The 26338-nt window shown below is 71.2% G+C and carries 26 protein-coding genes and 1 riboswitch; of the genes, 8 read left to right on the top strand and 18 right to left on the bottom strand.

The window, feature by feature from the left end; all coding sequences use genetic code 11:
* Positions 1-15 precede the first annotated feature (15 nt).
* Positions 16-1347: an aminotransferase class I/II-fold pyridoxal phosphate-dependent enzyme gene (locus M5362_RS10685; protein ID WP_260227194.1), complete on the bottom strand. Its 1332-nt coding sequence runs from the start codon at positions 1345-1347 to the stop codon at positions 16-18.
* 35 nt (positions 1348-1382) lie between these two features.
* Here M5362_RS10685 and M5362_RS10680 point away from each other — a divergent pair, with 35 nt between their 5' ends.
* Complete coding sequence (locus M5362_RS10680) at positions 1383-2045, top strand: pyridoxamine 5'-phosphate oxidase family protein (RefSeq protein WP_260227193.1); 663 nt, start codon at positions 1383-1385, stop codon at positions 2043-2045.
* Between the two features lie 10 nt (positions 2046-2055).
* Positions 2056-2694 carry an FMN-binding negative transcriptional regulator gene (locus M5362_RS10675; RefSeq protein ID WP_260227192.1) on the top strand — a complete coding sequence of 213 codons (639 nt, stop codon included), beginning with the start codon at positions 2056-2058 and terminating at the stop codon, positions 2692-2694.
* A 141-nt stretch (positions 2695-2835) separates the two neighbouring features.
* Here M5362_RS10675 and M5362_RS10670 read toward each other — a convergent pair whose 3' ends face one another.
* The 3 genes from M5362_RS10670 to M5362_RS10660 form a co-directional block, all read right to left on the bottom strand.
* Entirely contained in the window at positions 2836-3783 is a 948-nt protein-coding gene (locus tag M5362_RS10670) for a DMT family transporter (protein WP_260227623.1), read from the bottom strand.
* 195 nt (positions 3784-3978) lie between these two features.
* A complete protein-coding gene (locus M5362_RS10665; protein ID WP_260227191.1) occupies positions 3979-4965 on the bottom strand; it encodes a DMT family transporter in 987 nt (328 codons plus the stop codon).
* A gap of 41 nt (positions 4966-5006) precedes the next feature.
* Positions 5007-5606 (bottom strand): Clp protease N-terminal domain-containing protein, encoded by a 600-nt coding sequence (locus tag M5362_RS10660; RefSeq protein WP_374214442.1) that lies wholly within the window; start codon positions 5604-5606, stop codon positions 5007-5009.
* 197 nt (positions 5607-5803) lie between these two features.
* Between M5362_RS10660 and M5362_RS10655 the strand changes: the two genes are divergently transcribed.
* Together M5362_RS10655 and M5362_RS10650 are read left to right on the top strand one after the other, a co-directional pair.
* Entirely contained in the window at positions 5804-6013 is a 210-nt protein-coding gene (locus M5362_RS10655; protein WP_260227189.1) for a hypothetical protein, read from the top strand.
* A gap of 68 nt (positions 6014-6081) precedes the next feature.
* Positions 6082-6510, top strand: a complete 429-nt coding sequence (locus M5362_RS10650) for an SRPBCC family protein (protein WP_260227188.1) — start codon at positions 6082-6084, stop codon at positions 6508-6510.
* Positions 6511-6574: 64 nt separating this feature from the next.
* Here M5362_RS10650 and M5362_RS10645 read toward each other — a convergent pair whose 3' ends face one another.
* Complete coding sequence (locus tag M5362_RS10645; RefSeq protein ID WP_260227187.1) at positions 6575-7201, bottom strand: PadR family transcriptional regulator; 627 nt, start codon at positions 7199-7201, stop codon at positions 6575-6577.
* Between the two features lie 148 nt (positions 7202-7349).
* Between M5362_RS10645 and M5362_RS10640 the strand changes: the two genes are divergently transcribed.
* Positions 7350-8159 (top strand): PhzF family phenazine biosynthesis protein, encoded by an 810-nt coding sequence (locus M5362_RS10640; RefSeq protein WP_260227186.1) that lies wholly within the window; start codon positions 7350-7352, stop codon positions 8157-8159.
* 93 nt (positions 8160-8252) lie between these two features.
* Here M5362_RS10640 and M5362_RS10635 read toward each other — a convergent pair whose 3' ends face one another.
* Together M5362_RS10635 and M5362_RS10630 are read right to left on the bottom strand one after the other, a co-directional pair.
* Positions 8253-9050: a CPBP family intramembrane glutamic endopeptidase gene (locus M5362_RS10635; protein WP_374214441.1), complete on the bottom strand. Its 798-nt coding sequence runs from the start codon at positions 9048-9050 to the stop codon at positions 8253-8255.
* Positions 9051-9132: 82 nt separating this feature from the next.
* A complete protein-coding gene (locus tag M5362_RS10630; protein WP_260227185.1) occupies positions 9133-10632 on the bottom strand; it encodes a glutamate-cysteine ligase family protein in 1500 nt (499 codons plus the stop codon).
* A 479-nt stretch (positions 10633-11111) separates the two neighbouring features.
* On the opposite strand from M5362_RS10630, the gene M5362_RS10625 reads away from it, so the two are divergent.
* Together M5362_RS10625 and M5362_RS10620 are read left to right on the top strand one after the other, a co-directional pair.
* Positions 11112-11711: a hypothetical protein gene (locus M5362_RS10625; protein ID WP_260227184.1), complete on the top strand. Its 600-nt coding sequence runs from the start codon at positions 11112-11114 to the stop codon at positions 11709-11711.
* Between the two features lie 326 nt (positions 11712-12037).
* Complete coding sequence (locus M5362_RS10620) at positions 12038-12244, top strand: DUF5999 family protein (RefSeq protein ID WP_308354866.1); 207 nt, start codon at positions 12038-12040, stop codon at positions 12242-12244.
* Positions 12245-12360: 116 nt separating this feature from the next.
* On the opposite strand, the gene gcvP is transcribed toward M5362_RS10620, so the two are convergent.
* Positions 12361-15246, bottom strand: coding sequence for an aminomethyl-transferring glycine dehydrogenase (gcvP, locus tag M5362_RS10615; protein WP_260227182.1), 2886 nt, complete (start codon positions 15244-15246; stop codon positions 12361-12363).
* A gap of 179 nt (positions 15247-15425) precedes the next feature.
* Positions 15426-15524: riboswitch (glycine riboswitch) on the bottom strand.
* 114 nt (positions 15525-15638) lie between these two features.
* Between gcvP and M5362_RS10610 the strand changes: the two genes are divergently transcribed.
* Positions 15639-16010, top strand: a complete 372-nt coding sequence (locus M5362_RS10610; RefSeq protein WP_260227181.1) for a PRC-barrel domain-containing protein — start codon at positions 15639-15641, stop codon at positions 16008-16010.
* A 75-nt stretch (positions 16011-16085) separates the two neighbouring features.
* Here the strand turns inward: M5362_RS10610 and M5362_RS10605 are convergent, their stop codons facing one another.
* The 10 genes from M5362_RS10605 to M5362_RS10560 all read right to left on the bottom strand — a co-directional run bounded on the left by M5362_RS10605 (position 16086) and on the right by M5362_RS10560 (position 26187).
* Positions 16086-17447, bottom strand: a complete 1362-nt coding sequence (locus M5362_RS10605) for a DNA polymerase IV (protein WP_260227180.1) — start codon at positions 17445-17447, stop codon at positions 16086-16088.
* Positions 17448-17564: 117 nt separating this feature from the next.
* Positions 17565-18218: a MerR family transcriptional regulator gene (locus tag M5362_RS10600; RefSeq protein WP_260227179.1), complete on the bottom strand. Its 654-nt coding sequence runs from the start codon at positions 18216-18218 to the stop codon at positions 17565-17567.
* Positions 18219-18461: 243 nt separating this feature from the next.
* Complete coding sequence (locus M5362_RS10595; protein WP_158985224.1) at positions 18462-18935, bottom strand: bifunctional nuclease family protein; 474 nt, start codon at positions 18933-18935, stop codon at positions 18462-18464.
* A 53-nt stretch (positions 18936-18988) separates the two neighbouring features.
* Complete coding sequence (locus tag M5362_RS10590) at positions 18989-19732, bottom strand: MerR family transcriptional regulator (RefSeq protein ID WP_260227178.1); 744 nt, start codon at positions 19730-19732, stop codon at positions 18989-18991.
* A 29-nt stretch (positions 19733-19761) separates the two neighbouring features.
* The gene (locus tag M5362_RS10585) at positions 19762-20679 is read right to left on the bottom strand and encodes an FHA domain-containing protein (RefSeq protein ID WP_260227621.1); all 918 of its coding nucleotides are present in this window, start codon (positions 20677-20679) and stop codon (positions 19762-19764) included.
* Between the two features lie 79 nt (positions 20680-20758).
* Entirely contained in the window at positions 20759-21601 is an 843-nt protein-coding gene (locus M5362_RS10580; protein ID WP_260227177.1) for a DUF881 domain-containing protein, read from the bottom strand.
* 5 nt (positions 21602-21606) lie between these two features.
* Positions 21607-21939: a small basic family protein gene (locus M5362_RS10575; RefSeq protein ID WP_015032176.1), complete on the bottom strand. Its 333-nt coding sequence runs from the start codon at positions 21937-21939 to the stop codon at positions 21607-21609.
* A complete protein-coding gene (locus tag M5362_RS10570) occupies positions 21936-22865 on the bottom strand; it encodes a DUF881 domain-containing protein (RefSeq protein WP_260227176.1) in 930 nt (309 codons plus the stop codon). Before M5362_RS10570 ends, M5362_RS10575 begins: the two co-directional genes overlap by 4 nt.
* 101 nt (positions 22866-22966) lie before the next feature.
* Entirely contained in the window at positions 22967-25462 is a 2496-nt protein-coding gene (locus M5362_RS10565) for a mannose-1-phosphate guanyltransferase (RefSeq protein ID WP_260227175.1), read from the bottom strand.
* Between the two features lie 116 nt (positions 25463-25578).
* Positions 25579-26187, bottom strand: coding sequence for a CDP-alcohol phosphatidyltransferase family protein (locus tag M5362_RS10560; protein ID WP_260227174.1), 609 nt, complete (start codon positions 26185-26187; stop codon positions 25579-25581).
* Positions 26188-26338: the final 151 nt, after the last annotated feature.

Below are 26338 nucleotides of genomic sequence, written 5' to 3'. Positions count from 1 at the left end.
TCGCCAAGCGGCCCCTCAGCCGTAGCTCCTGGCCGGTGCCGGGCCGGCCGCGACGGCGAGCGCGTCGGCCAGGGGCTCGATGTCCCGCACGGACAGACCGGAGACGGTGACCCGGACGGCCGGGCCCGCGGCCATCCGGAAGCGGGCGCCGGGGGCCACCGCCCAGCCCGCGCCGAGCAGCCGGGTCACCGCGCCCGTCTCGTCGGAGACCGGTACCCACACGTTCATCCCGCTCCGCCCGTGCGCCTCGACGCCGCGCCGTTCCAGGGCCCCGATCAGCCCGTCGCGTCGCGCCGCATAGGCCCCCGCGACGGTGGCCGGGTCGACGGCGCCCGTCGCCCACAGGTGCGCGACCGTGCGCTGGAGGAGCCTGCTGACCCAGCCGGGGCCGAGCCGCTGGCGCCCGAGGACCCGGTCGACGGTCTCGGCGTCGCCGGTCAGCGAGGCGACCCGCAGGTCAGGGCCGTACGCCTTGGCGACCGACCGTACGAAGGCCCAGTGGCGGACCACCCCGGCCAGCGGAAACAGCGGCAGGTCCACGATGCCGTGCCCGTGGTCGTCCTCGACGAGCAGCACGTCGGGGTGGTCCGCGAGCACGCGGCGGAGCGCGGCGGCCCGCTCCGCACCGATGGCCGCGCCGGTCGGGTTCTGCGCCCGGTCGGTGATGATCACCGCCCGTACGCCGTCCCGCAGCGCCCCCGCCACCGCGGCGGGCAGCGGCCCCTCGTCGTCGACCGCGATCGGCACCGGCCGCAGCCCGAGCGCCGGTACGAGGTCGAGGAGGCTCCCCCAGCCGGGGTCCTCGACGGCGACCGCGTCACCGGCCCTGAGGTGGACCGAGAGGACGCGCTCGATCGCGTCCAGCGCCCCCGAGGCGACGGCGATCGGCCCGTCCGGAACGCCGTCCGCGTCCAGCGCGGCACGGGCGAGCCGCGCGAACTCCTCGTCGACGGGGACCTCGCCGTACATCCCGGGCGACCGGGCGGCGCGCCGCGCGGTCTCGGCGAGGGCGGCGTCGAGCGACGGGAGCAGCTCCGCGTCCGGGTTGCCCTTGCTCACGTCCCGCACCCCGGCCGGTGCCTCCACCCGGATCGAGCCACGGGCCGTCGTCGCCGGCCTCGGCCGCACCCGGCTGCCCCGCCGCCCGTCCGTCTCGATGACCCCGCGCTCCCGCAGGGTCCGGTACGCGGCCGCGACCGTATTCGGGTTGACCCCGAGAGTCAGCGCCAACTCCCTCATGGGTGGCAGTAGTTCACCCGGCTCCAGCGCACCCGTACCGACCCCGCGTTCGACGCTGGCGGCAATCTCCGATGCGCGACGGCCTTCGATCCGATACTCTCCTAGCACAAAACAGATTATGCACTAGTGCAATGGAGAGCGCAATGACGGATTCCTACGAGCCGACCGAGCGGACCATCCCCAGCCGTTCCCGCAAGCGCGCCTCGTACGACCGCGCGTTGGTGCACTCGATACTCGACGAGGCGTACGTCTGCCACCTCGGATTCGTTCGCGACGGGGCGCCCGTCGTGCTGCCGACGCTCTACGGCCGGGTCGGCGACCGGCTCTACGCCCACGGCTCCACGGGCTCGCGCCCGCTGCGCATGGCGGGCTCGGGCGCCGAGGCGCCCGGACTGCCGGTCTGTCTGACGGTGACCCACGTCGACGGTCTGGTCCTGGCCAAGTCCGCCTTCCACCACTCGATCAACTACCGCTCGGTCGTGGTCCACGGCACCGCCCACCAGGTCACCGACCCCGAGGAGCTGCGCACCGCGCTCGACGCCCTGGTCGACCACGTCGTCCCCGGCCGCGCCGCCGATTCCCGCCCGGCCAACGCCAAGGAGCTCGCCGCGACCGCGGTCCTGCGCCTCGACCTCGACGAGGTCTCCGCGAAGCTCCGCACGGGCGGCCCGAACGACGAGCCGGAGGACGCGACGCTCCCCCACTGGTCGGGTGTGGTGCCCGTACGCAGGGCCCACGGCACCCCGGTCCCGGCGGAGGACCTCGATCCGTCCGTCGCCCTGCCCGCCTACCTCACCGCCGTCTGAGGGCCGGGCCATGCTGATCCATCCCTGGGACGCCGCCCACGAATCAGCCGAGTGGCGCGACTGGCTGACCGGTCACGACTTCGGCCAGCTCGCGGTCAACGGACTGCCCGGCGAGCCGCCGTGGGTGCAGCCGATGCACTTCCGGTACGACTCCGAGCCCGGCCCCCACGGGCAGGTCATCGCCCATCTCGCCCGCCCCAACCCGCTCTGGCGCGCGCTGGAGGAGAACCCGACGGTGGTGCTGAGCGTGGTCGACGACTACGCCTTCGTCCCCGGCCCGTGGGCCGCCCCGGAGGGAGCCCCGTGCGAGCACGGGACCCCCACCTCCTTCTACGCCGCTGTCCAACTGCGCTGCACGGCGCACGTGGTCGACGACCCGGCGGAGAAGGCGCGGCTCCTGAACCGCCAGGTCGCGCACTTCCAGCCGGAGGGCGGCACGGCTCCGGTCACGGCCGGCGGGGCGCCGTTCGGCCGCCTCCTGCCGGGCCTGCGGGTGCTGCGCCTCGACGTGACCGGTGTCCGGGCCAAGTTCAAGTACGCGAACCACAAGCCGGAGGCCGTCCAGGACCGGATCGTGGCGGGCCTGACGGCCCGGGCGGGCCGGGGAGACGCCGAGAGCGCGGCCCACCAACTCCGTCGGCGCACCTAGGAGACCGGGTCGCGGGGACCCGTTCCGAGAGGGTTCACTCCGAGAGAGCGCGTCCTCACCGGCCCTCACCCGGGCCGTGAGCGTGCGGCTCGGGGACCTCCGGCGAGGCGCCAGGCACGCCCTCGCGCCTCCACCACCGGACTACGCCGCGGCCTCCCCGCGCCGCGCGGCGGCGTCCCGCGCCTCCGCGAGGGCGAGCCCGGTCACCGCAGTGAGCAGCAGCAGCGTGCCCACCACCGTCGGTGTGGTCAGCTTCTCCCCCAGTACCGTCACCGCGATCACCGCCGCGCTCACCGGTTCCAGCAGCATGATCACGGAGACGGTCGCGGCCCGCACGACCGCCGCCCCGGCGAAGTACAGCGCGTAGGCGAGCGCGGTCGGCACGGCCGCCACGTACACCAGCAGCCCGAGCACCTCCACGGGCCGCCCGGTGTGCGGGAACAGGCCCTCCGCCACGGCCATCGGCAGCAGCCCGACCGCGCCGATCGCGAAGGCCCAGGTGGTCGTCGACAGCGCGTCCGAGCCTCCGCCGTCTCGGCCGAGCCACCGGGTGAGCAGGGTGATGGCCGCGTACCCGGCCGCCGAGAGCACCGCGAGTGCCACGCCGAGCGGCCTGACCTCACCGCTGTCGCCGCCGAGGACGAGGACGGCCAGTCCCGCGAGCGCGCCGCCCACGGCGGCCGCGCCCCCGCCGCCGAGCCGTTCGCCCATGGTGAGCCGGGCGCCGAGCGCGATCAGGACGGGGCCCGCGCCGAGGGTGACGACGGTGCCGACCGCGAGTCCGGTGGCCTCGACGGCGGCGAAGTAGGCGCTCTGGAAGACGGTCAGTCCGATCCCCGTGCCGAGGATGCGGATCAGCCGGCGCCGGCGCGGTTCCGCCGCCGCGGCCGCGCTCCTGCGGAACCGGGGCCGGGGCCTCAGCGCGAGCGCCCCGAGCAGCAGCACCAGGCCGCCGACGCAACGCCAGAAGGACAGTGCCAGCGGACCCATGTCGCTGACCTGGAAGATCAGCGAGGCCGCGGCACCGGCGGTGCCCCAGGCGATTCCGGCGACGATCAGGTAGAGCAGGCTCCGCCCGACGGCAGGCATGGCTGCCGCGGACGCGGAGGAGGAATTCGACACGTGCTTCTCCGTGTGAAGACGGGGTGGTGTGGTCGCTCGACTCCGCACGCGGGCAGCGACGAACCGCTCGGGGACTGCCCGAGCCCGGTCTTCGTCAGGGAGAGTGCCGCCCGCGCCTAGGCGGCGGGAGGCGGAAGGACGGTCGAATGCATGATCGGCACCCTAAGGGGCGGTCCGGCCGGCCGGCAACTCGGCTTCGCGGGTGCCCGTCCCGGATCCGGCGACCGGCTCCACCGAGGCCGCCTTCGGCGTGGACGACTGGGCGATGAACGCGCCGACGAGGACCACCGCACCGCCGATGATCTGCGGCGCCGCCAGATGTTCGCCGAGCAGCACCCAGGCCAGGACGGTCGCGATCACGGCCTCGAGGCAGGCCACGACTCCGGCCACCTGCGGCGACAGACGGCGCACCGAGATGACTCCGGTGACGTACGCGAGGACGGTGGCGATCAGCACGATCCAGCCGAGGAGCAGCCAGGCGGGGGCGCTGGTGCCGTCCATGTCCGCGCTGCCGGCGAGCACCGCCCAGTCCATGCCCCACGGCCGGGCCACGACGGTGAGGACGAGGGCCCCGAAGAGCAGTCCGTAGGCGATGACGCCCAGCGGGTCGGCCGGGTCGGACTCGTCGCCGCCCTGGTCGGAGAGGACGAAGTAGCCGACCTGGCAGCAGGCCGCACCGAGCGCGAGGAGGAGTCCGAGCAGGTCGAAGCTGAGGCCGGACCAGACCTGGACGACGCAGGCGAGACCGCCGACGGCGAGGACGACGCCGAGCGCGGCGGCGCGGGTGACGGGCCGGCGCTGGACGAAGCGGACCCAGCCGAGGACGAGGGCCGGCGCGAGGTACTCGATGAGCAGCGCGACGCCGACCGGGATCCGGGAGATCGAGGCGAAGTAGAAGGCCTGGACCCCGGCGACGGCGAGGAGGCCGAAGCCGGCGAGGAGGGCGGGCTTGCGCCGCAGGAGGTCGCGATGGCGCCAGGCCACCGGCAGCATGACGAGGGCGGCGCCGGCCACCCGGAGCCACACCACATGGAGCGGGTCGAGTCCCGCCTCGATGAGCGGCTTGGCCGCCACACCTGAACCACCGAATGCGAAGGCCGAGGCCAGGGCGAGTCCCAGGCCGGCGCTTCTCCCCTGAGACGCGTGCATCGGGCCATCATGACAGGACGGCGTCAGGGGCGTAAGTCCCGTTACACCTGTTGAGACAGCTCCCCGATCCGGTCGGCGAGCGCCTGCGGGTCGACCCCCGCCCGGCGGAGCACCTCGGCCGCCCGGCTCTCCGGATCCGCGGCGATGACGGCCAGCAGATCGAGGCCTCGGGCGCGCCGGCCCCCGCGCAGCGCGGCCCGCTCCCACGCCCCGCCCATCGCGGAGGCCGCCGCGGGCGACCAGCCGGCCGCCGCCGCGGCCTCCGCGTCCCGTACGACACCCAGGGCGTCCGTGTCCCGCACCAGCCGCGGAACGCCGGAGTCCCGTACGACGTCCAGGGCTCCGGAGTCCTCGACCGAGCCCCGCCAGCGGATGCCGTAACCGATGGGGCGCTGGACGAGGTAGCCGAGCACGCGCGCGAGCTGCGGCGGACCGCCCGCGAAGGCGGCGCCCACCTCGGGGTCGGCCTCGATCAGGGAGTGCAGCAGATGGGCGGTGTCGATCTGCCGGTCGCCGTCGCGCAGGGCTCGGCGGCGCGCGCCCGCCACGACCGTCGCGAGCTCGGCGGTGAAGCGGCCGAGGTGGATTTCCGGACGGCGGGCCGGAGGCTGCCGGGGCACGCGGGGGACAGGACTTTGCACCCTCCCACCTCATCAGCCTCCGGCGGCCGGGACATCCCCGCCGAGAAGCATGTGCGCATCCCACCGGAGTTGGGCACAGCCGAGCGGTCCCTCCTCCTTGCGGAGGAGATTGCGGGCGATCGCCCCCCAGGGGCGCGCGTCGCCTTGCTTTGCGCCCCGAACGCAACCACGGCGCCCTCCCGCTTCGTCTTCAGAACATGTTCTGGATGGTGGCTCTGCTCGCACTCGACGGGCGGCAGTACGTCTACCGCGTGTACGCGCCGCGGGAAGCGCTGCCGGCCGACCTCTTCTGGGCCGCGTTCCACTGCCATGACGAGGGCGGCGGACCGCGGGCCTCCGACTGGTTCGACGCGGCCCGGATCTGGTGGATCGGCGACACCGAAGAACTGACGGTTCATCAGTATTGAATGTTCGCAGCCGCCCGGCTACGTTCCGCGACACCAGAGTCGGACGGAACCCGTGAAGGGGTGGTCGCATGGCCGAAGTCAGCGCGGAGGCACGGATCGAGGCGCCGGCCGAGAAGGTCTGGGCGCAGCTGACGGACTTCTCCTCGTACGGGGAGTGGAACGCCACCCACACCAACTTCCCGAACGGCGGCCCGGCCTCTCTGGAGACGGGCGCCACCTTCGCGGAGAACATGAAGCTGATGGGCTTCCCCGCCGAGGTGACCTGGACGGTGGAGGAGCTGGACACCACGCGGGTGCTGGCCATCCGGGGCAAGGGCCCGATGGGAGTGATCGTCGGAACGCGCTACTCGCTGGCGGCCGAAGGAGGCGCGACGACGGTGCGGATCGACGGCGAGTTCACCGGCGCGGCCGTCTCCCTGATGGCGGGCAAGCTGAAGGACTCGGCGACCGCGGCGCTCAACGAGTCCCTGCGCAAGCTGGCCGGCCTGGTGGCCTGAGCCCGGGACGACGGAAGTCCGAGGCCTCGCGGAGTTCTCCACGAGGCCTCGGGCTCTGTCGTACTCAGTCCTCGTCGGCCAGGATCAGGTACAGCTTCTTACGGGCTTCGTTGATCACCGCGACGGCCTTCTGCCGCTGCTCGGTGTTGCCGGTCTTCCAGACCTGCCCGAACGCCTCCATCAGACCGAAGCCGGCCTGCCGGATCTCGTTGACGGCCTCCCAGTCGACGCCGCGCCCGGCCTCTTCCCAGGGGGCCTCCGGCCCCGACTCGGCCTCGATCCGGCCGGCGTCGGTGAGCGTGAACAGCTTCTTGCCGCCCTCGCTCTCGCTGGTGATCAGGCCCTCGTCCTCGAGGAGCTGCAGCGTCGGGTAGACGGAGCCGGGGCTGGGCTTCCACGCCCCGCCGCTGCGCTCCCCGATCTCCTGGATCATCTCGTAGCCGTGCATCGGCCGGTCCTTCAGCAGGGTGAGGATCGAGGCGCGCACGTCTCCGCGCCGCGCCCGCCCCCGGCCGCCTCCGCGACCGCGCCCGCCGCCGAAGGGGCCTCCGCCCCATGGTCCGCCGCCGAAGCCCGGCCCGAAATTGCCGAAGGCGGCGCGCAGGCCCTCGAACTCACCGCGAGGGCCTCCGCGACCACGAGGGCCGGGTCCGCAGTCTCCATGTCCGTGTTCGTGTCCATGTGAACGCATCGCAACGCTCCTTCCATCGGGTACATCGTCGAACTGTCGCGATGCCTCAACGATATATCGGAATACTTCGTTTGCCAACACTCGGCCGGTCCAGTCGTCCCGGATTGGCCTTGGCCTGCGGCTTTACCGCCCCGGTACGGTCCATGACATGCGGATCCGAATCGTCGACGCGTTCACCGACCGCCCCTTCTCCGGCAATCCGGCGGGGGTCCTCCTCCTCGACTCCTTCCCCGACGACCACTGGCTCCAGAAGGTGGCCGCCGAGGTCAACCTCTCCGAGACGGCCTTCGCCCACCCGCTTCCGCAGGGCGGCGAGGCCGACTGGGCACTGCGCTGGTTCACCCCGGTCGCCGAGGTGGACATGTGCGGCCATGCCACGCTCGCCACCGCCCACGTCCTGCACACCACCGGCGCGGCGACCGGGACGGTGCGGTTCGCCGCCCGCTGCGGCGTCCTCGGAGCCACCACGGCTCCGGACGGCACCATCACCATGGACTTCCCGACCTCGTCGCTGACGCCCGTCAAGGCCCCCGTCGGCCTGGAGAAGGCCCTCGGCGCGGAGATCGTCTCCGTCCACGACACCGCCGCCCACATCGGCGACCTCCTCGTCGAACTGCGCGACGAGGCCGCCGTCCGCTCCCTGGCACCCGACTTCGCGGCCCTGGTCGACCTCTCCGACCGCGGAGTGATCGCCACCGCCGCCGCCGAACAGCCGGAGCGCGGCTACGACTTCGTCTCCCGCGGCTTCTTCCCCGGCCTCGGCATCGACGAGGACCCGGTCACCGGCAGCGCGCACACCGCGCTCGCCCCGTTCTGGTCCGCGCGCCTGGGCCGCGACGACCTCACCGGCTTCCAGGGCGGCGCCCGCACGGGCATCGTCCGCACCCGGCTGCGCGGCGACCGCACCCTGCTGACGGGCCACGCGGTCACGGTCATCGACGGCGAGCTGAACGCCTGAGGACCCGCCGCCCCGGCCGGCCGCCGGACGCGGAGAAGGGGCGTACGGCCCTCGCCGTACGCCCCTTCTCCGTACCTCCGCCGTCGCCCTCGGCTACACGGTGGGCAGCCAGTCCACCCTCCCGGCCAGCAGGCCGTATCCGACGAAGGCCACGATGTCGAGCAGGGCGTGCGCCACCACCAGCGGACCCACCCGTCCCCAGCGGCGGTAGAGGTACACGAACACGACGCCCATCACGACATTCCCGATGAAGCCGCCGATGCCCTGGTAGAGGTGGTACGAACCGCGCAGCACCGAACTCGCCACCATGGCCGCCGTCGGCGACCACCCCAACTGCCCGAGCCGGCGCAGCAGATAGCCGACGACGATGACCTCCTCCAGTACGGAGTTCTGCACCGCCGACAGGATCAGCACCGGGTACTTCCACCACACGTCCGGCAGCGACTCGGGCACCACGGTCAGGTTGAACCCGGCCCCCCGCGCCGCCAGGTAGAAGGCCAGCCCTGCGCTCCCGATCCCGGCCGCGACCAGCGTCCCCTTCCCGAGATCCGGCCAGGGGCGGGTCCGGTCGAAGCCGATCGCCCGCATCCCCGAGCCCTCGCGCAGCAGCAGATGGGCGACGAGCACGACCGGGACCAGCGCCGACGCGATGCCGAAGAGCTGCCAGGCCAGATCGAGCCAGGGGCGCCCGGGCGCGTACGAGCCGTTGAGCGTCGCCGCCTGTTCCTTCAGTCCGCCGGGCCTGGTCAGCGAGCCGGTGAAGCTGATGAGCGACGACAGGGCGCTCGCGCCCAGCGACAGCGCCAGGACGATCAGGGTCTCGGACCGCAGGATCCCGCGCGGCAGACCGTCGGGCGGAAGGGCAGCGGGCACCACTCGTCGATCCGACACCACACCTGTTCTCCACTTCCCCATCGCGTTCCGGGTACGGAGATCATGCGCGACGAGCCGGGGCGCGCGCCATTCCGGGTGGCTAGTCGATCCCCACCGGCCATCGGTGCACCGGCTCGCCACCGTGCATCAGCTCGGCGTACCTCCGGGTCGTGGCCGCCAGCGCCGCCTCCCGGTCGAGACCGGCCTCCAGCGCCTTGTGGAACGTGTCGGCCTGCCAGGAGGCGCCGTTGACCCGCCCCCGGCAGCGCTCCTCGATCACCCCGAGGTAGAAGTCCCGGTCCGCCGGTTCCACGTGCCAGGCGTCGAGCCCGGCCGCGGCCAGCGGCAGCAGCTCGTCGAGGACGAGCCGTACGGCCGGCACGGTCGCCACTCCGCCCGAGCGCCCGGGCCGCGGCCAGCGCAGCTCCGACTCGATGCCGTGGCGGCAGGCGATGTCGAAGTTGGCCGCGGCGTCCTCGAAGGGCAGCCGCTTCCAGACCGGCCGGGTGTCCTCGGCGAGCGCCCGCACCAGGCCGTAGTAGAAGGCCGCGTTGGCGACGACGTCGGTGACGGTCGGCCCGGCCGGCAGCACCCGGTTCTCCACCCGCAGATGCGGGACGCCGTCGACCCATCCGTAGACCGGCCGGTTCCAGCGATAGACCGTCCCGTTGTGCAGGACGAGCTCCTGAAGCTTCGGCACCCCGCCCTTGTCGAGGACGAGGAGCGGGTCCTCCTCGTCGCAGATCGGCAACAACGGGGGAAAGTACCGCAGGTTCTCCTCGAAGAGGTCGTACGCGGAGTCCACCCACCGTTCCCCGAACCAGGTCCGCGGCCGCACGCCCTGCGCCTGGAGCTCCGGCGGCCGGGTGTCCGTGGCCTGCTGGAACAGCGGCGGCCTGGACTCGCGCCACAGCTCCCGGCCGAAGAGGAAGGGCGAGTTGGCACCGACGGCGATCTGCACCGCCGCCACGGCCTGCGCCGCGTTCCACACCGCGGCGAACCGCGCCGGCGTGACCTGGAGGTGCAGTTGCACGGAGGTGCAGGCCGCCTCGGGCACGATCGAGGTGGAGGTACAGGTGAGCCGCTCCACACCGTGTATGTCGAGCGTGAAGTCCTCGCCGCGGGCGGCGACGATCTGGTCGTTGAGCAGGGTGTACCGGTCGACGGCCGACAGGTTCTCGAAGACGAGGTCGTCCTGCGCGAGCGTGGGCAGAATTCCGATCATGACGACGCCCGCGTCGACTTCGCGGGCCTTGCGGTCGGCATATCCGAGACCGGTCCTGAGTTCCTCCGCGAGCCGGTCGAAAACGCGGCCCCCGAGCCGGTGCGGAGCGATGTTCACTTCGAGATTGAACATTCCCAGTTCCGTCTGGAAATCCGGGCTCGCGATGCGCTCCAGGACCGGACCATTGACCATCCTCGGCATACCGTCGGCACCCGCGAGATTGAGTTCGATCTCCAGGCCCATCAGATTCCGCGGCCGGTCGAACCTCTTCTCCGCCAGGAGCCTCGCGAGCCCCGCCAGGCACTGCTGGAGCTTCCTGCGGTATCTCTGCCGATCGGACAGGTCGAACCCGTCTGCCACGACCTTCTCCCCCATGGAAGCTTCCCTCCCGATCGGGCGGCCACGGCTACGGCCGCGCGTGTCACGAACGATGATGCCCCACACGATTGATCCATAACGCCTGCGGGCGGCCCTCGTTGAACGATAGGCTGGTCCGAGCAATCGCCCGGCACGTCCCGAGGACATCGGCAAAGGACATATTCCGCTGCCATATTCAACGAAAACGTGGGGTCGATTTCTGGCCGTCCGCGGCGTTGAAGTCCTCGCAGGCAGACGACCTACGCGTGTCGCAAATACGATTAATCGCCTCCGCAGCAAGGCCTGATGGCGCCTTGTCGGCAATATCGGCGACCGCTAGAGGAAACAACGCGTGAACACCTCTCGTATAAACTCCGCGAACGAGGCAGAGTGTTGGCGCCCGGCCATGGCTTCATGGCCCCTTCGGCCCGGCAGCCCACAGCGCCGTCGTACCTGCCCACGCATCACCGTGTCTCCTGAGCGAGAGGCGACCCATCATGCTCCGACCCTCCCCGGCCCCTGCGCCGGCCCTGCGCAGTGTCCTCGCGGCCCTCGGTTCCCCCACCGCCGTCCGCGAGGCACGAACTCCCGCCCTGCGGGCCGCCCAGGGGCCCCTGAGCCCCGAGGTGCCCCTGCCCGTCCACGTCCTCGACGTACGGGACCAGGTCGTCCCGCCCGGGCAGGCACCGCGTACGCGGCTGGCCGGCTGGCGCTTCCTCATCCGGGGCACCGACCGGGCGGTGGCCGCCGCCGACACCATGGTCACCCTCGACGGCTGGTCGTTCTCGCACTTCTTCGAGGGCCCCTACATCACGGCCACCGAACGCGCCCTGCTCCAGGCCGAGTCGCTGCCCACGGCGTACCAGCCGCGGCTGCTCTCCGTACCGGAGCTGTACATGCTGACCTTGTGGCTGCACGGCGACACCGACGCCGACCCGGCCTCGTCGTCGCCGGACCCGGCCGATCTGCTGGTTCCGCTCGCCCCGGCACCCCCCGGCATCGCGGCCCACAGGCCGCACCGGGTCGCCGACCTGCTGCCCGTCCTCACCCTGCGGCTCGCTCCCCCTCCGCTCTTCGGCACCCCGGCGCCGGCCTGACCCACCTCCGACGAGCCCCGTCGCGCCCCGCGGCCGGACCGGCCGCGGGGCGCCATACTGTCCGAACGACGGCGTCGAACACCCCTCCCCGGACGGACTAGCCCACCAGGGCTACCCCGAACCACCCGAAGAGATGGCCCAGTTGAGTTGAACCGCCCGCGCGGGTGATACGTCTTCATGCAGTAGGAAGAGCTGCTGTGAAATACCTGCGGATCCGTGTCCGTAGGGGAACACTGGACCAACCGAACCGACAACGGGGGCGGCCCATGAGCACCGCATCGAGCCGCAGGACGACAGACACCACGACGCAGCGAAAGAACCCACCCATGTGCCAGCACCAGCCCGCCTGTCCCACCGCCGACTCCGCCGACCGGGAGGCGGCCCGTCCGACGGCACACCACCCGGAGCAGGGCTGGAGCCTGCTGTGCAACGGGGTCCTGCTCTTCGAGGACACCGGTGAACTGCTGCCGGACGGCCAGATCATCGCCCCGCACCGCCCGCTGACGGCGGGCCGGGTGACGACCGCCGCCTGACACCGGGGCGCACCGGGCACGACACGTACGAGGGAAACACGCCAAGGGCCGGCCCGGAGAACTCTCCGAACCGGCCCTGACTCATGCCCGGGGGCCGCCGCTCAGGCGGCTCACGCTCAGTTGTCGTACTCGTCCATCGGCGGGCAGGAGCAGACCAGGTTGCGGTCGCCGAAGGCGCCGTCGATCCGGCGCACCGGCGGCCAGTACTTGTCCGCGGCCGAGACACCGGCCGGGAAGACCGCCTCGTCACGGGTGTACGCGTGCTTCCACTCGCCGCCAAGCGCCGCCGCGGTGTGCGGGGCGTTGTGCAGCGGGTTGTCGTCCGCGGGCCACTCGCCGGACGCGACCTTCTCGATCTCGCCGCGGATCGCGATCATCGTGTCGCAGAAGCGGTCGAGTTCGGTGAGGTCCTCGGACTCGGTCGGCTCGATCATCAGGGTGCCGGCCACCGGGAACGACATCGTCGGCGCGTGGAAGCCGTAGTCGATCAGGCGCTTGGCGATGTCGTCGACGCTGACACCGGTCGACTTGGACAGCGGGCGCAGGTCGACGATGCACTCGTGGGCGACGAGTCCGGCCGGACCCGTGTAGAGCACCGGGTAGTGCGGCTCCAGACGCTTCGCGATGTAGTTCGCCGCGAGGACGGCCACCTGCGTGGCGCGCTTGAGGCCCTCGCCACCCATCAGGCGCACGTACGACCAGGAGATCGGCAGGATGCCGGCCGAGCCCCACGGGGCGGCCGAGATCGGGCCGACGCCCGTCGCCGGACCGGCGGTCGGCTGCAGCGGGTGGTTCGGCAGGTACGGGGCGAGGTGCGCGCGCACACCGACCGGACCGACGCCCGGGCCGCCGCCACCGTGCGGGATGCAGAAGGTCTTGTGCAGGTTCAGGTGCGAGACGTCGCCGCCGAACTTGCCCGGCTTGGCCAGGCCGACCAGCGCGTTGAGGTTGGCGCCGTCGACGTACACCTGGCCACCGGCGTCGTGCACCTCGCCGCAGATGTCGGCGACGTGCTCCTCGAAGACACCGTGCGTGGACGGGTAGGTGATCATCAGCACGGACAGCTCGTCGCGGTACTGCTCGATCTTGGCGCGCAGGTCCGCGATGTCGACCTCGCCGTCGTCGGCGGTCCTGACGACGACGACCTTCATGCCGGCCATGACCGCGGAGGCGGCGTTGGTGCCGTGCGCGGAGGACGGGATGAGGCAGACGGTGCGCTGCTCGTCGCCGTTGGCGCGGTGGTAGGCGCGGACGGCCAGCAGACCGGCCAGCTCGCCCTGCGAACCGGCGTTGGGCTGGATCGACACCTTGTCGTAGCCGGTGACCTCGGCGAGGCGCTCCTCGAGCTCGGTGATGAGCGTGAGGTAGCCCTGCGCCTGCTCGACCGGGGCGAAGGGGTGCATCTGGCCGAACTCGGGCCAGGTCACCGGCTCCATCTCGGTGGTCGCGTTCAGCTTCATGGTGCAGGAGCCGAGCGGGATCATGCCGCGGTCGAGCGCGTAGTCGCGGTCGGCGAGCTTGCGCAGGTAGCGCAGCATCGACGTCTCGGAGCGGTGCGCGTGGAAGACCGGGTGGGTCAGGTACGCGTCGGAGCGGAGCAGCCCGGCGGGCAGCGCGTCCTCCGTGACGGCGTCCAGGGCCTCGATGTCGGCGTCGACGCCGAAGGCGTTCCACACGGCCGCGAGCTGGGCGCGGCCGGTGGTCTCGTCGCAGGAGACCGACACGTGGTCGGCGTCCACGCGGTACAGGTTGACACCGGCCTCGCGGGCGGCGGCGACGGCCTCGGTGGCCTTGCCGGGCACGCGGACGGTGAGGGTGTCGAAGAAGTCCCCGTGGACGACCTCGACGCCACCGGCCTTCAGGCCGGCCGCCAGGATCGCCGCGTACCGGTGGGTGCGCTGCGCGATGCCCTTGAGCCCGTCGGGGCCGTGGTAGACGGCGTACATGCCGGCCATGACGGCGAGCAGCACCTGCGCGGTACAGATGTTGCTGGTGGCCTTCTCGCGGCGGATGTGCTGCTCGCGGGTCTGCAGGGCCAGGCGGTACGCCCGGTTGCCGTCGGCGTCGACGGAGACGCCGACGAGGCGGCCGGGGAGCGAGCGGGCGTGCTTGTCCTGGACGGCCATGTAGCCGGCGTGCGGACCGCCGAAGCCCATCGGGACACCGAAGCGCTGGGTGGTGCCGACGGCGATGTCGGCCCCGAGCGCACCGGGCGAGGTGAGCAGCGTCAGCGCGAGCAGGTCGGCGGCGACGGTGACGATCGCGCCGAGCTCGTGGGCCGCGTCGATCAGCGGCTTGATGTCACGGACGGCGCCGGAGGCGCCGGGGTACTGGAGGAGGACGCCGAAGACGCCGCGCTCGGCGATCTCGGCGGGGATGCCCTCGGACAGGTCCGCGACGACGACCTCGACACCGGTCGGCTCGGCGCGGGTCTCGATGACCGCGACGGTCTGCGGCAGGGTGTCGGCGTCGACGAGGAAGACCCCGTTCTTGACCTTGCCGACCCGCCGGGAGAGGGCCATGGCCTCGGCGGCCGCGGTGCTCTCGTCGAGGAGGGAGGCGCCGGAGGTGGGCAGACCGGTGAGGTCGGCGACCATCGTCTGGAAGTTGAGCAGCGCCTCCAGGCGGCCCTGCGAGATCTCCGGCTGGTAGGGCGTGTACGCCGTGTACCAGGCCGGGTTCTCCATGACGTTGCGGAGGATCACCGGCGGGGTGAAGGTGCCGTAGTAACCCAGGCCGATCATCGGGGCGAGGACCTGGTTGCGGTCGGCGAGGTCACGCAGCTCGGCGAGGACCTCGGCCTCGGTGCGGGCGGCGGGAAGGCCGAGCGCTTCGGCGTTCTTGATCACGTCCGGCACGGCGGCGGCCGTGAGCTCGTCGAGGGAGCCGTAGCCGACCTGCGCGAGCATCTTGGCCCGTGCTTCGGCGTCGGGCCCGATGTGCCGCTGCTCGAACGGGATGCCCTGTTCGAGCTCGGACAGCGGAGTGCGGTGGGCGGTCATGTACGGAGGCCTCCTGGTCGTCACGACCTGCGAGGGGCACCACGGCGTGGGTGCCCGGACGGCCTCCCCCTCTGTCATCTCAACCTGAGAGCTTCACCGGCATGCCGAAGGGGCGCGCCGGTTTTCACCGTCGGTGAGAGCGAATGCCGTCGGACTTCCGCTCTGCTTTCCAGAGTGACCTCGCCCGTGCGGTACAGGTGCCTGAGAGATTCCGGGGAGGATTTGCTCCTTCGGCGCCTCCGAAAGGTTTCTCCGGAGGACTCTCCCGCACGGTGTCGACAGCCACAGCCAGCCTACCAGCGCGGTTCCCTGTCCCATCGCTCAAGTGGCCGACATCCCAGATGTGCACTTTCGTAGTCCTTGTAGAGCAGTTGCGACCCGTTGGAGGGACCGTGCAGACCGACATCGATCCGCGCAGCCTGATCGGCCGCAAGGCGTACGACCGCAGTGGACACAAGATCGGCACCGTGGACGAGGTGTACCTGGACGACGCGACGGGAGTCCCCGAATGGGCGGCGGTCCGCACGGGCCTCTTCAGCAGGGACGCGTTCGTCCCCCTCGAGCCGAGCGAGCTGGTCGAGGACGGCCTCCACATCCCGTACGAACGCGCCCTGATCAAGGACGCACCGGATTTCGGCGTGGGCCGCCACCTCTCCCCGGAGCAGGAACTCCAGCTCTACCGCCACTACAGCCTGGCGCTCCCGCCCCCGCCGCCCCCGATGGACCACGACTTCGGCCGCCTGGCGGGCCAGGAGGACGCCTGACGACCGCGCACGCAGACGTGCCGCCGTGCGTGCGGGAGAACGGCAGGGCCGGCCGTCGGCCGGCTTGGGCCCCCTTCAGGCGACGGCGGCCGTGTCCGCCCCGCCGTCGACCAGCGGCAGCGGCTCCGCCGGCTCCAGCTCGGGGTCGTCGACGAGAAACGTCCGCACCCGCCCGGGCGGTGACTGCGGCTGCTCGAAGCGCACGGTGACCCGCCCCACCCCGCTGCCCTGCACCCACCCGGCGCCATACAGGGCATGCCGCACGTCGTGCCCGGGCGACCATCTCCGCTCGGCGGCCGGCCGCTCCTCCGGCTCCGGCACGGCCTCCGGCGCGGGCGCCTCCTCCGCCGTGCCCGCGGAGTCCTCCGCCGCCTGCGCGAAGAGGTCCTCCTGCGTGTAGTCCGCGAGCCCGCTCACCCCCACCCCGAGCAGCCGCACTCCACCCGTCGTGTCCACGCCTTCGAGGAGCCGGCCGGCCGCCTCCCGGACCACGAGCGGATCGTCCGTGGGCCCCCGCAGCGTCTCGGAGCGCGTCAGGGTCGAGAAGTCGAACCGGCGCACCTTCAGCACGATGGTGCGCCCCGAGTGCCCCGAAGCCCGCAGCCGCCCCACACACCGCTCGGCGAGCCGCTCCACCTCGGTCCGGATCCGCACCCGGTCGTGCAGGTCCACGTCGAAGGTGTCCTCGACCGACACCGACTTCGCGTCCCTCTCGGCCACCACGGGCCGATCGTCGTACCCCTGGGCCATCCGGTACAGGGAGGCCCCGTGCGCCCGCCCAAGCAGCCGTACAAGCTCGTCCTCGCCCGCTTCCGCGAGGTCCGACACGGTGGTCATCCCGGCGCGCCGCAGGTGCTCGCCCGTGGCGGGCCCGACCCCCGGGAGGATCCGCACCGACTTCGGCCCCAGCAGCTCCCGCTCGGTCCCCGGCTCCATGACCACCAGACCGTCGGGCTTGGCCTCCTCGGAGGCGATCTTGGCAAGCATCTTCGATCCCGCCAGCCCCACCGACCCCGTCAGCCCCGTGGTGGCGAGAATGTCCCTGCGCAGCCGCTCACCGGCCTCCAGGGCGCTCGCGGTGTCCCGCGCCACACCCCCGGCCTCCAGGTCGACGAAGGCCTCGTCCAGGCTCAGCGGCTCGACCAGCGGCGACAGGCGGCCCAGCAGCTCCATGACCTGCTCGCTGATCGACCGGTAGAAGCCGAAGCGCGGCACGAGATAGGCGGCGTTCGGTGCCAGCCGCCGGGCCTGCGCCATCGGCATCGCGGAGTGCACACCGAAGCGCCGTGCCTCGTACGAGGCGGTGGCCACGACCCCGCGCGGGCCGAGCCCGCCCACGACCACCGGCTTTCCGCGCAGACTGGGCTTCGCCGCCTGCTCGGCGGCGGCGAAGAAGGCATCCATGTCGAGATGCAGGATCGTCGGCGCGGCTCTCACATCTCCGATGCTCCCCTACGCCACTGACAATCGGCCCGCCCGGACGTACGGGCGCGCCACGGACGGCACGGAGCCCTACTGCGAAGCGCCCGCCCGGACCCCAAACGGCCCGGGCCCTCAGACCGCCCGGTCGCGTCGCCGTCGGGCGAGTTCGTCGCCCGGGTTGTGCCCGATCAGCGTCTCGCCGGTGTCGACCCGCTCCCCGTGCAGCTGCGAGAGCGCCGCCTCCACGTCGCGCCAGACCACGCCCACGGCGATCCCGAAGACGCCCTGGCCGCCCGCGAGCAGGTCCACGACCTCGTCCGGCGAGGAGCACTCGTACACCGTCGCCCCGTCGCTCATCAGCGTCATCCGCTCCAGATCGCGGAAGCCGCGCGCCCGCAGGTGCTGGACGGTGGCCCGGATGTTCTGCAGCGCGACCCCGGTGTCCAGGAAACGCTTCACGATCTTGAGGACGACGACGTCACGGAAGCTGTAGAGCCGCTGCGTCCCCGATCCGTACGCCGGCCGCACACTCGGCTCGACGAGCCCGGTGCGTGCCCAGTAGTCCAGCTGGCGGTAGGTGATCCCGGCCGCCGCACACGCGGTCGGACCGCGGTACCCCACCGTGTCGGTCTCCGTCGACGCACCGGAACCGTCGTTCTGCGCGGCCACCACGCTCGCACCCGCGTCCGTCCCGAAGTCGCCCACACTGCCGTGAAGCGGATACGGACCGCTCTCTCCGGGCGCGCGCCCGAGGGAGCCCCCTGCCGTACCGTCGCCGCTGCTCATCACGCCGACCCTCCGTCCTTGACCTGCCCACACGAAGGTAGGCAGTCACTAGGGGTGCGTCAACGATCGCCACACTCGGCACGCCGAGTGATAATCACCCTGAGAGTGGTTTCCCGTGTCCCTCTCCGGGGAAAGGCTATCCGAATGCTCTGACGGCGCCCCGTGGACCGCGGGGCCCTCACAGCCTCCTGGGCCTCACCGTCCGATGGGCCCCACCGTCCGATGGGCCCCCGACGGCTCGGCCTACTGGCTGCTGGACCCGAAGTCCTCGGGAGAGATCTGGTCGAGGAACTCGCGGAACTTCTCCACCTCGTCCTCCTGCTCGTCCGGAATCGCGATACCGGCGTCGTCCAGCACGCCGTCACTGCCGAAGATCGGCGTTCCGGTGCGCAGGGCCAGCGCTATCGCGTCGGACGGCCTGGCGCTCACCTCGACGCCGCTGGCGAAGACCAGCTCCGCGTAGAAGACACCTTCTCGGAGATCGGTGATGCGGACCTCGGTGAGCTCTTGGCCCACGGCTTCAAGGACGTCCTTGAAAAGGTCGTGCGTCAGCGGCCTGGCAGGGGCCATGCCCTGCTGGGCGAAGGCGATCGCGGTCGCCTCACCCGGTCCGATCCAGATGGGGAGGTACCGATCGCCTCCCACTTCACGCAGGAGCACGATCGGTTGGTTGGAGGGCATTTCCACCCGGACACCCACAACGTCGAGCTCGTTCACACAGCAACCCTAGGACGTGCCCGACCGGTTTGGGTAGTCGGGCCCCCACAAGATCACTGCAACCGGAGTCCGAGCGCGGTCTGGACCAGTGCCGCGTGAAGCCTCACGGAGAGCCCCGCGAGTTCCTTCGCGGTGGCCTCCGCATGGGCCCTGGTCTGCGGGTTACGGTGTCGGCGCAGCGGCGCGACCACCTGCTCGACGAGCCCCGCCTCGCGCTCCGCGGCCGCTTTGACCGCCCGGAGGTGCCGCGGTTCCAGACCGAATCTCCCCAGATCCGCGACAAGTCTGGCCACGGTGACCGCCTCGGCGTCGTAGCCGCCCTCGGGTCCCGCGGCGATGAGTCCGTACGACTCCCACTCCGCGAGCTCCTCCTCGGTCACCTCGGCGGCGGCGAGCAGCTCGGCGCGTCCCACGCGCCCCGCGGTCGGCCGCTCGCTCTCCGGGTCCCAGGCGCCGTCGAGCAGATCCCTCTGGGGGCTGGGGGACGGGAGCTTGATCTGCTCGCCCCGGGCGAGGGCGTCGAGATGCTCCCGGATGACCTTCAGCGGAAGATAGTGGTCGCGCTGCATCCGCAGGATCTGCGCGAGCCGCTCCACGTCCTGCCGGCTGAACTTCCGGTACCCGGAGGCCGTCCGCCGGGGCTCGACGAGCCCCTCGGCCTCCAGGAACCGGATCTTCGAGATGGTCACTTCGGGAAACTCGTCACGCAGCTGGTTCAGCACCGTCCCGATGCTCACCAGCCGGTCGCCCGCTGTGGCGGCGCCGTGACCGGCACCGCCCGTCGGTGTTCGCAGCATGGACCTTCCCTGAAGGCTTCCCCGAGGCGTCACATGCCTCGCTGGCTCGAGTAGAAGACCAGCCGGTACTTGCCGATCTGCACCTCGTCGCCGTTGGACAGTACGGCCGAGTCGATCGGCTCACGGTTGAGGTACGTACCGTTGAGGCTGCCGACGTCGGCGACGGTGAAGCTGCCGTCCTGCGCCCGCCGGAACTCCACGTGGCGACGCGAGACGGTGAAGTCGTCGAGGAAGATGTCGCTCTGCGGGTGACGGCCGGCCGTGGTCAGCTCGCCGTCCAGCAGGAAGCGGCTGCCCGAGTTCGGACCGCGGCGCACCACGAGGAGCGCGGAACCGGCCGGCAGCGCCTCGACGGCCGCCAGCGCCTCCGGCGACAGCGACGGCATCGCCGTCTGGCCGGTCACCTCGGCGTCGTACGCCTCGAGACCGGAGATGGAGATCGTCGACGTCGTCTCGGACGCGCGCTCGGCAGGCGCGCCGCCGCGCAGCGGCGTGCCGCAGTGGGAGCAGAAACGGCTGTCCGCGGCGTTGCGGTGACCGCACCTCGTACACACCGGCATGGACGCATCCTCCTGCCGCGGCTGACCCGCGGAGGTCTGTGTCGCATACGGGTCGGGGGTGAACCCTCCACCCGTACCTGAGGTTGATGGTTCTCCGAAACCTATGCGCCCGGCACCGGCAGGGTCAACAGACGACGCGCCAGGGCCGTCGACCTCGTCGCGGAAGAGCGGGCGTTCGCCACCCTGCTCCTCGCTCTGGGCGTGGCGCGGCGCGCGGTGCTTGGCGTTGCCGCCGTCCTCGCGTGCGCTCTTGCCGAACAACTTCGCAAAAAAACTCACGGGCGATTCCCCTTGACCGAAACAGACCCGCCCGTGGGGCAGGACGAACCCTGAATGAACACACCTGCCGACCCGGACATCCTCACAACGTCCGTATCCATCCGACAGTTTCCACCACGCACCACGCTTGTGGTGCGGCGACCCCCCGCAACGTCTTCCCCTTGTCGCGCGGCCGCCATGCCCCGCCTCACTGCGAGGACGACTGAGCGTAGTCAGGCCGCTTCGCGGGTCGCAAGGCATCCACGACGATCTTCTGGGACCGGGCCACGGTCGCGGTGGCCTGCTCCTTCTCCAGCGTCTGCACGACTCCACCAGGGATGTTGAGCGCGGGCTCGAGATCCTCGGGCTTGCCGATGACCTTGAAGACGTACGGAGCAGCCACCTTCGTTCCATCGATCTCTATGTCCGAGCCACTTCCCGAGAAGTAGCTGTCCGCGACGACCCGTACGTCGTTGACCTGGATCGCCTCGGCGCCGGCCGCACGCAGCTCCTGGATCGCGTCGAGCAGCATGTCCGACTCGACCGCCGCGGCCGCACCGCGGATGGTGAGCGTGATGCCCGGACCCTCCGCGGCGACCGTTCCGGCCAGGATCCCGAGCTGCTGCTCCTTCTCCTGGGTCTGCTTGCGCGCCTCCTCGGCCTGGTCCGAGCTGGACTCCAGCTCGGAGCGCTGGGTCTCCAGGCGCGCCTTCTCGTCCTCGAGCCGCTGCGTGCGGTCGTCGAGCTCGTCGAGGATGCGGACCAGGTCCTCCTGGCGCGCCCCGCGCAGGGCGCTGTTGTCGCTGGTGGAGCGGACCTGGATGGCGAGGCCCAGGCCGAGGACGAACAGCAGCACGGCGACGATGAGTTGGGCCCGGCTCACCCGCGGCGGCCAGAGCCCGGCAGCCAGCCTCTGGCGCCCGGTCCGCTGCTCCTCGGAAGCGGCAGGAGCGGCAGGAGCGACGGGCGCGGCGGGAGTGTCGGGTGCCGACGGCGTCGGCCGGTCGTCGTCCGGGTTCTCGGGGGTCTCCGGGTTCGCGTCGTTGCTCATCGGTGTCACGCCCTGAAGACGTGCCGCCGGATGGCGGCCGCGTTGGAGAAGATCCGGATGCCGAGCACCACGACGACACCCGTGGACAGCTGCGCACCGACGCCCAGCTTGTCGCCGAGGAACACGATCAGCGCGGCGACGACCACGTTGGACAGGAAGGAGACCACGAAGACCTTGTCGACGAAGATCCCGTCGAGCATGGCCCGCAGGCCGCCGAAGACCGCGTCGAGGGCGGCGACCACGGCGATCGGAAGATAGGGCTCGACCACCGCCGGAACCTCGGGACGGACCAACAGTCCGACCACGACTCCCACGATCAGGCCCAGTACGGCGATCAAGATGTGCCCTTCCCTGTGTCGGCCGTGGCCCGCCCGGTGGGCTTGGCTCCCCCGGCTCCCCTCGGCTCTGCTGTACGTACGATCAGGCTCGGCGCGGCCGGCAGACGCACATCGGTCTCGGCCGAGATGCTGGTGCGGATCCCGAAGTTCTCCTGGAGCGCGTGCAGGTACTGACCGTCGGCGCTGTCCTGGAACGCGGTGCTCAGCCGCTGCCCGTCCCCCACCGCGAGCACCGTGTACGGCGGTACGAGCGGCTTGTTGTCGACCAGTATGGCGTCACCGGCCGCGCGGATCGCCGACAGCGACGTCAGCCGCTGGCCGTTGATCGCGACGGCCTCGGCCCCCGACTCCCAGAGACCGTTGACGACCCGCTGCATGTCGCGGTCGCGGACCCGGCCGGTGTCGGAGAAGCCGCTGCTCTCACGAGGACCACCGCCGCCTTCGTCGGTGCCCTTGGCATCGTCGACCACGAGCTTCACACCCGGACCGTGCACGGGCGTCGCGCCCGAGAGCAGGGCCACCAGCTCGGCCTGGTCACCGCCGTGCTGTTCGAGCGCCTTGCGCTGCCGCTCGCCCACCTCGGCGCGGATCTTCTCGACGTCCTGCTCCAGCTTCTCGGCCGCCGAGGTCTCCGCCTCGATCCGGCCGATCAGCTCCTGCCGCTCCTTGGCCACCACGGGCGCGGAGATCCGCGCCTCGGCGGCGCCCACGGTCACGACGGCCGCCGCGAGGACGAGACCGGCCGCGAGGCCCAGCTTGGCGCGCAGGGTCCGCGGCAGCCCGCCGCCCTCCGCCGCGCGCCGGGCCGAGGCCTCGGCGTAACCGTCGTCGAGGGCGTGGTCCATCACGTTGTTCAGCAGCGACATGGACGCGTCCGGACGCGGTGGCGGTGTTCCGGTGCTCCGAACGGGGTGCTGCTGCGACATGCCGCACATCGTCGCACGTCGGCGGTGCTACCGCCGAATGGCCCCACCGATGAGCCGGGCGGCGTCCGGCGGACACCACCCGGCTCACCCGTCCCATCGGTTCAGTGACCTGCGCTGTCGACCACGCTCGACCACTCGTCGAGGAGGGCCTGCGCGGACGCGTCGTCGGGCCCCTCGGCCCACAGATGGGTGACGGCCTCGGCCGGGTCGGGCAGCACCATGACCCAGCGCCCGTCGGCCTCGACGACCCGTACGCCGTCGGTGGTGTCCACCGACCGCTCACCGGCCGCCTCCACCACACGGCGCATGACGAGCCCCTTCACGGCCCATGGCGTCGCGACGTCCCGCTTCAGGACGTGCGCCCGCGGGATACGGGCGTCGATCTGGCTCAGCGTGAGCTGGGTCCGCGCCACCAGGCCGATGAGCCGTACGAAGGCGGCGGCACCGTCGAAGACGCTGCTGAACTCGGGAATGATGAACCCGCCCCGGCCGTCTCCGCCGAAGATCGTGGACTCCTCCCGTCCGACCCTGGTCAGATCGTCCGGCGAGGTCGTCGTCCACTCCACCTGCGTGCCGTGGTACGCGGCGACCTGCTCGGCGATCCGCGTGGTCGTCACGGGCAGCGCCACCCGCCCGGACCGCCTCTCGGCGGCCACGAGGTCGAGCATGACCAGGAGAGAACGGTCGTCCTCGATGATCCGGCCCCGCTCGTCGACGAGCGACAGCCGCTCGCCCACCGGGTCGAACCGCACGCCGAACGCGGCGCGCGCCGAGGCGACGATCTCCCCGAGCCGTACGAGCCCGGCGCGCCGGGTCTCCGCCGACTCCGTGGGCCGCGATTCGTCGAGGCCCGGGTTGATCGTGAGCGCGTCCACCTGGAGGCGGCCGAGGAGGCTCGGCAGGACGAGCCCGGCACTGCCGTTGGAGGCGTCCACGACGACCTTCAGCCCGGCCTCGGCGATCCCGGACGTGTCGACGTTCCGCAGCAGCGATCCGGTGTACGAGTCGAAGACGCTCGCCGGGAACGAGAGGTCCCCGATCTCGCCGGGGAACGCCCGCCGGTACTCCTGACGTGCGAAGACCCGGTCCAGCTTGCGCTGCCCGGCCTGCGAGAGGTCGGCTCCCCGCTCGTCGAAGAACATGATGTCCACGGAGTCCGGCACACCGGGCGAGGTCCGCAGCATGATCCCGCCCGCGCTTCCCCGGGCGGTCTGCTGCCGTGCGACCGGCAGCGGTACGTTCTCCAGGTCCCGTACGTCGATGGCACTGGCCTGCAGCGCCGAGATCACGGCCCGTTTCAGGGCACGGGCGCCGCGGGAGTGGTCACGGGCGGTGGTGACCGTGGACCCCTTCTTCAGCGTCGTGGCGTACGCACCCGCGAGCCGTACCGCCAGCTCGGGGGTGATCTCCACGTTCAGGATGCCGGAGACACCGCGCGCCCCGAAGAGATGGGCCTGACCGCGCGACTCCCAGATGACGGAGGTGTTGACGAAGGCGCCGGCCTCGATGGTCTTGAAGGGGTATACCCGTACGTTCCCCTGAACGATCGATTCTTCGCCGACGAGGCACTCGTCGCCGATCACCGCCCCGTCCTCGATCCGGGCCGCTCGCATGATGTCGGTGTTCTTACCGATCACACAGCCGCGCAGATTGCTCTGCTGCCCGATGTAGACGTTGTCGTGGACGACGGCCTTGTGGAGGAAGGCACCGCTCTTGACGACCACGTTCGAGCCGATGACGGTGTGCTCGCGCACCTCCGCGCCGGCCTCGACCTTGGCGTAGTCACCGATGTACAGCGGGCCGCGCAGCACGGCGTCGGGATGCACCTCGGCGCCTTCAGCGACCCACACACCGGGCGAGATCTCGAATCCGTCGAGTTCGACCTGGACCTTCCCTTCGAGCACGTCGGCCTGGGCCTTGACGTAGCTCTCGTGGGTCCCGACGTCCTCCCAGTAGCCCTCGGCGACATAGCCGTAGATCGGCTTGCCCTCCTTCATGAGCTGCGGGAAGACATCACCCGACCAGTCGACGGAGGTGTCGGCCTGAACGTAGTCGAAGACCTCGGGCTCCATGACGTAGATGCCCGTGTTCACGGTGTCCGAGAAGACCTGTCCCCAGGTCGGCTTCTCCAGGAAGCGCTCGACCTTTCCTTCCTCGTCCACGATCGTGATGCCGAATTCCAGCGGATTCGGCACCCGGGTCAGACAGACGGTGACCATGGCGCCTTTCTCCTTGTGGAAGGCGATCAGGTCGGTGAGATCGAAGTCGGTGAGCGCGTCCCCCGAGATGACGACGAAGGCGTCGTCCTTCAGCGCCTCCTCGGCGTTCTTCACACTCCCCGCGGTGCCGAGCGGTTTCTCCTCGTTCGCATACGTGAGCTCCATGCCGAGCTCCTCGCCGTCGCCGAAGTAGTTCCGGACGAGGGAGGCGAGAAACTGCACGGTGACGACGGTCTCGGTGAGACCGTGCCTCTTGAGCAGTCGTAGGACGTGCTCCATGATCGGCCGGTTTGCCACCGGCAGGAGAGGCTTGGGCATGCTCGAGGTCATGGGGCGAAGTCGGGTTCCTTCGCCACCGGCCATCACGACGGCCTTCATGTCGGAAGCGTCCTCCTTGAAGAGACGACGGTCCTGCCGACTGCACCTGCCCGCTCACTGGACCTCGGGCGTCCTCGATCGTGCCGGCCACGCTGCACGGCACAGGACAGATGGGCTCAATCGGCCTCGGTATCCGCCTTCACGAGTCGGCGGACCTGGACCACGTAGAGGATCCCTGCCCACCAATACAGAGTTGTACCCCATCCTGCGAAGGCCCACCCGAAAACTTCGGCGAGTGACGAAAGCCAGCCCGTTCCGTCACTGAGCAGCAGCAAGGGGAACGCGTACATCAGGTTGAAAGTCGCAGCTTTCCCCAGGAAGTTCACCTGGGGCGGCGGATAGCCGTGCCGGCGGAGGATTCCCACCATCACGAGCAACATCAGCTCGCGGGCGAAAAGGGCGGCGGTCAGCCACAGCGGGAGGATCTCGCGCCAGGTCAGGCCGATGAGGGTGGAAACGATGTACAGCCGGTCGGCGGCGGGGTCGAGAAGCCGACCGAGGTTGCTGATCTGGTTCCAGCGCCGGGCGAGCTTCCCGTCGAGATAGTCGCTGACGCCGCTGAGCATCAGTACGAGCAGGGCCCAGCCGTCGCTGTTGGGACCGCCGAACACGGGTCGGAGAATCAGCCACAGGAAGAGCGGCACGCCCACGAGGCGAGCCATGCTCAGGATGTTGGGGATGGTGAGGACCCGGTCCGTCTGAACGCGAGTCTCCTGGACCTCCACCCGGGGGCCTCCTGTGGGGGAACGTGCCAATGATGCCCCCTGACCTTACCCTCAGCCACGACGGCCGGGTGCACAGGGGTCGAACGGTAGACCGGTGAACGCAAAAAAGCCTCAACCCCCGGACATGGTCCAGGGGTTGAGGCTAATGATT

It is taken from the genome of Streptomyces sp. Je 1-79 (assembly GCF_025195125.1).
Taxonomy (GTDB): domain Bacteria; phylum Actinomycetota; class Actinomycetes; order Streptomycetales; family Streptomycetaceae; genus Streptomyces.
Note: the sequence above shows the minus strand (reverse complement) of the source record. Positions and strands in the feature narration are given on the sequence as shown.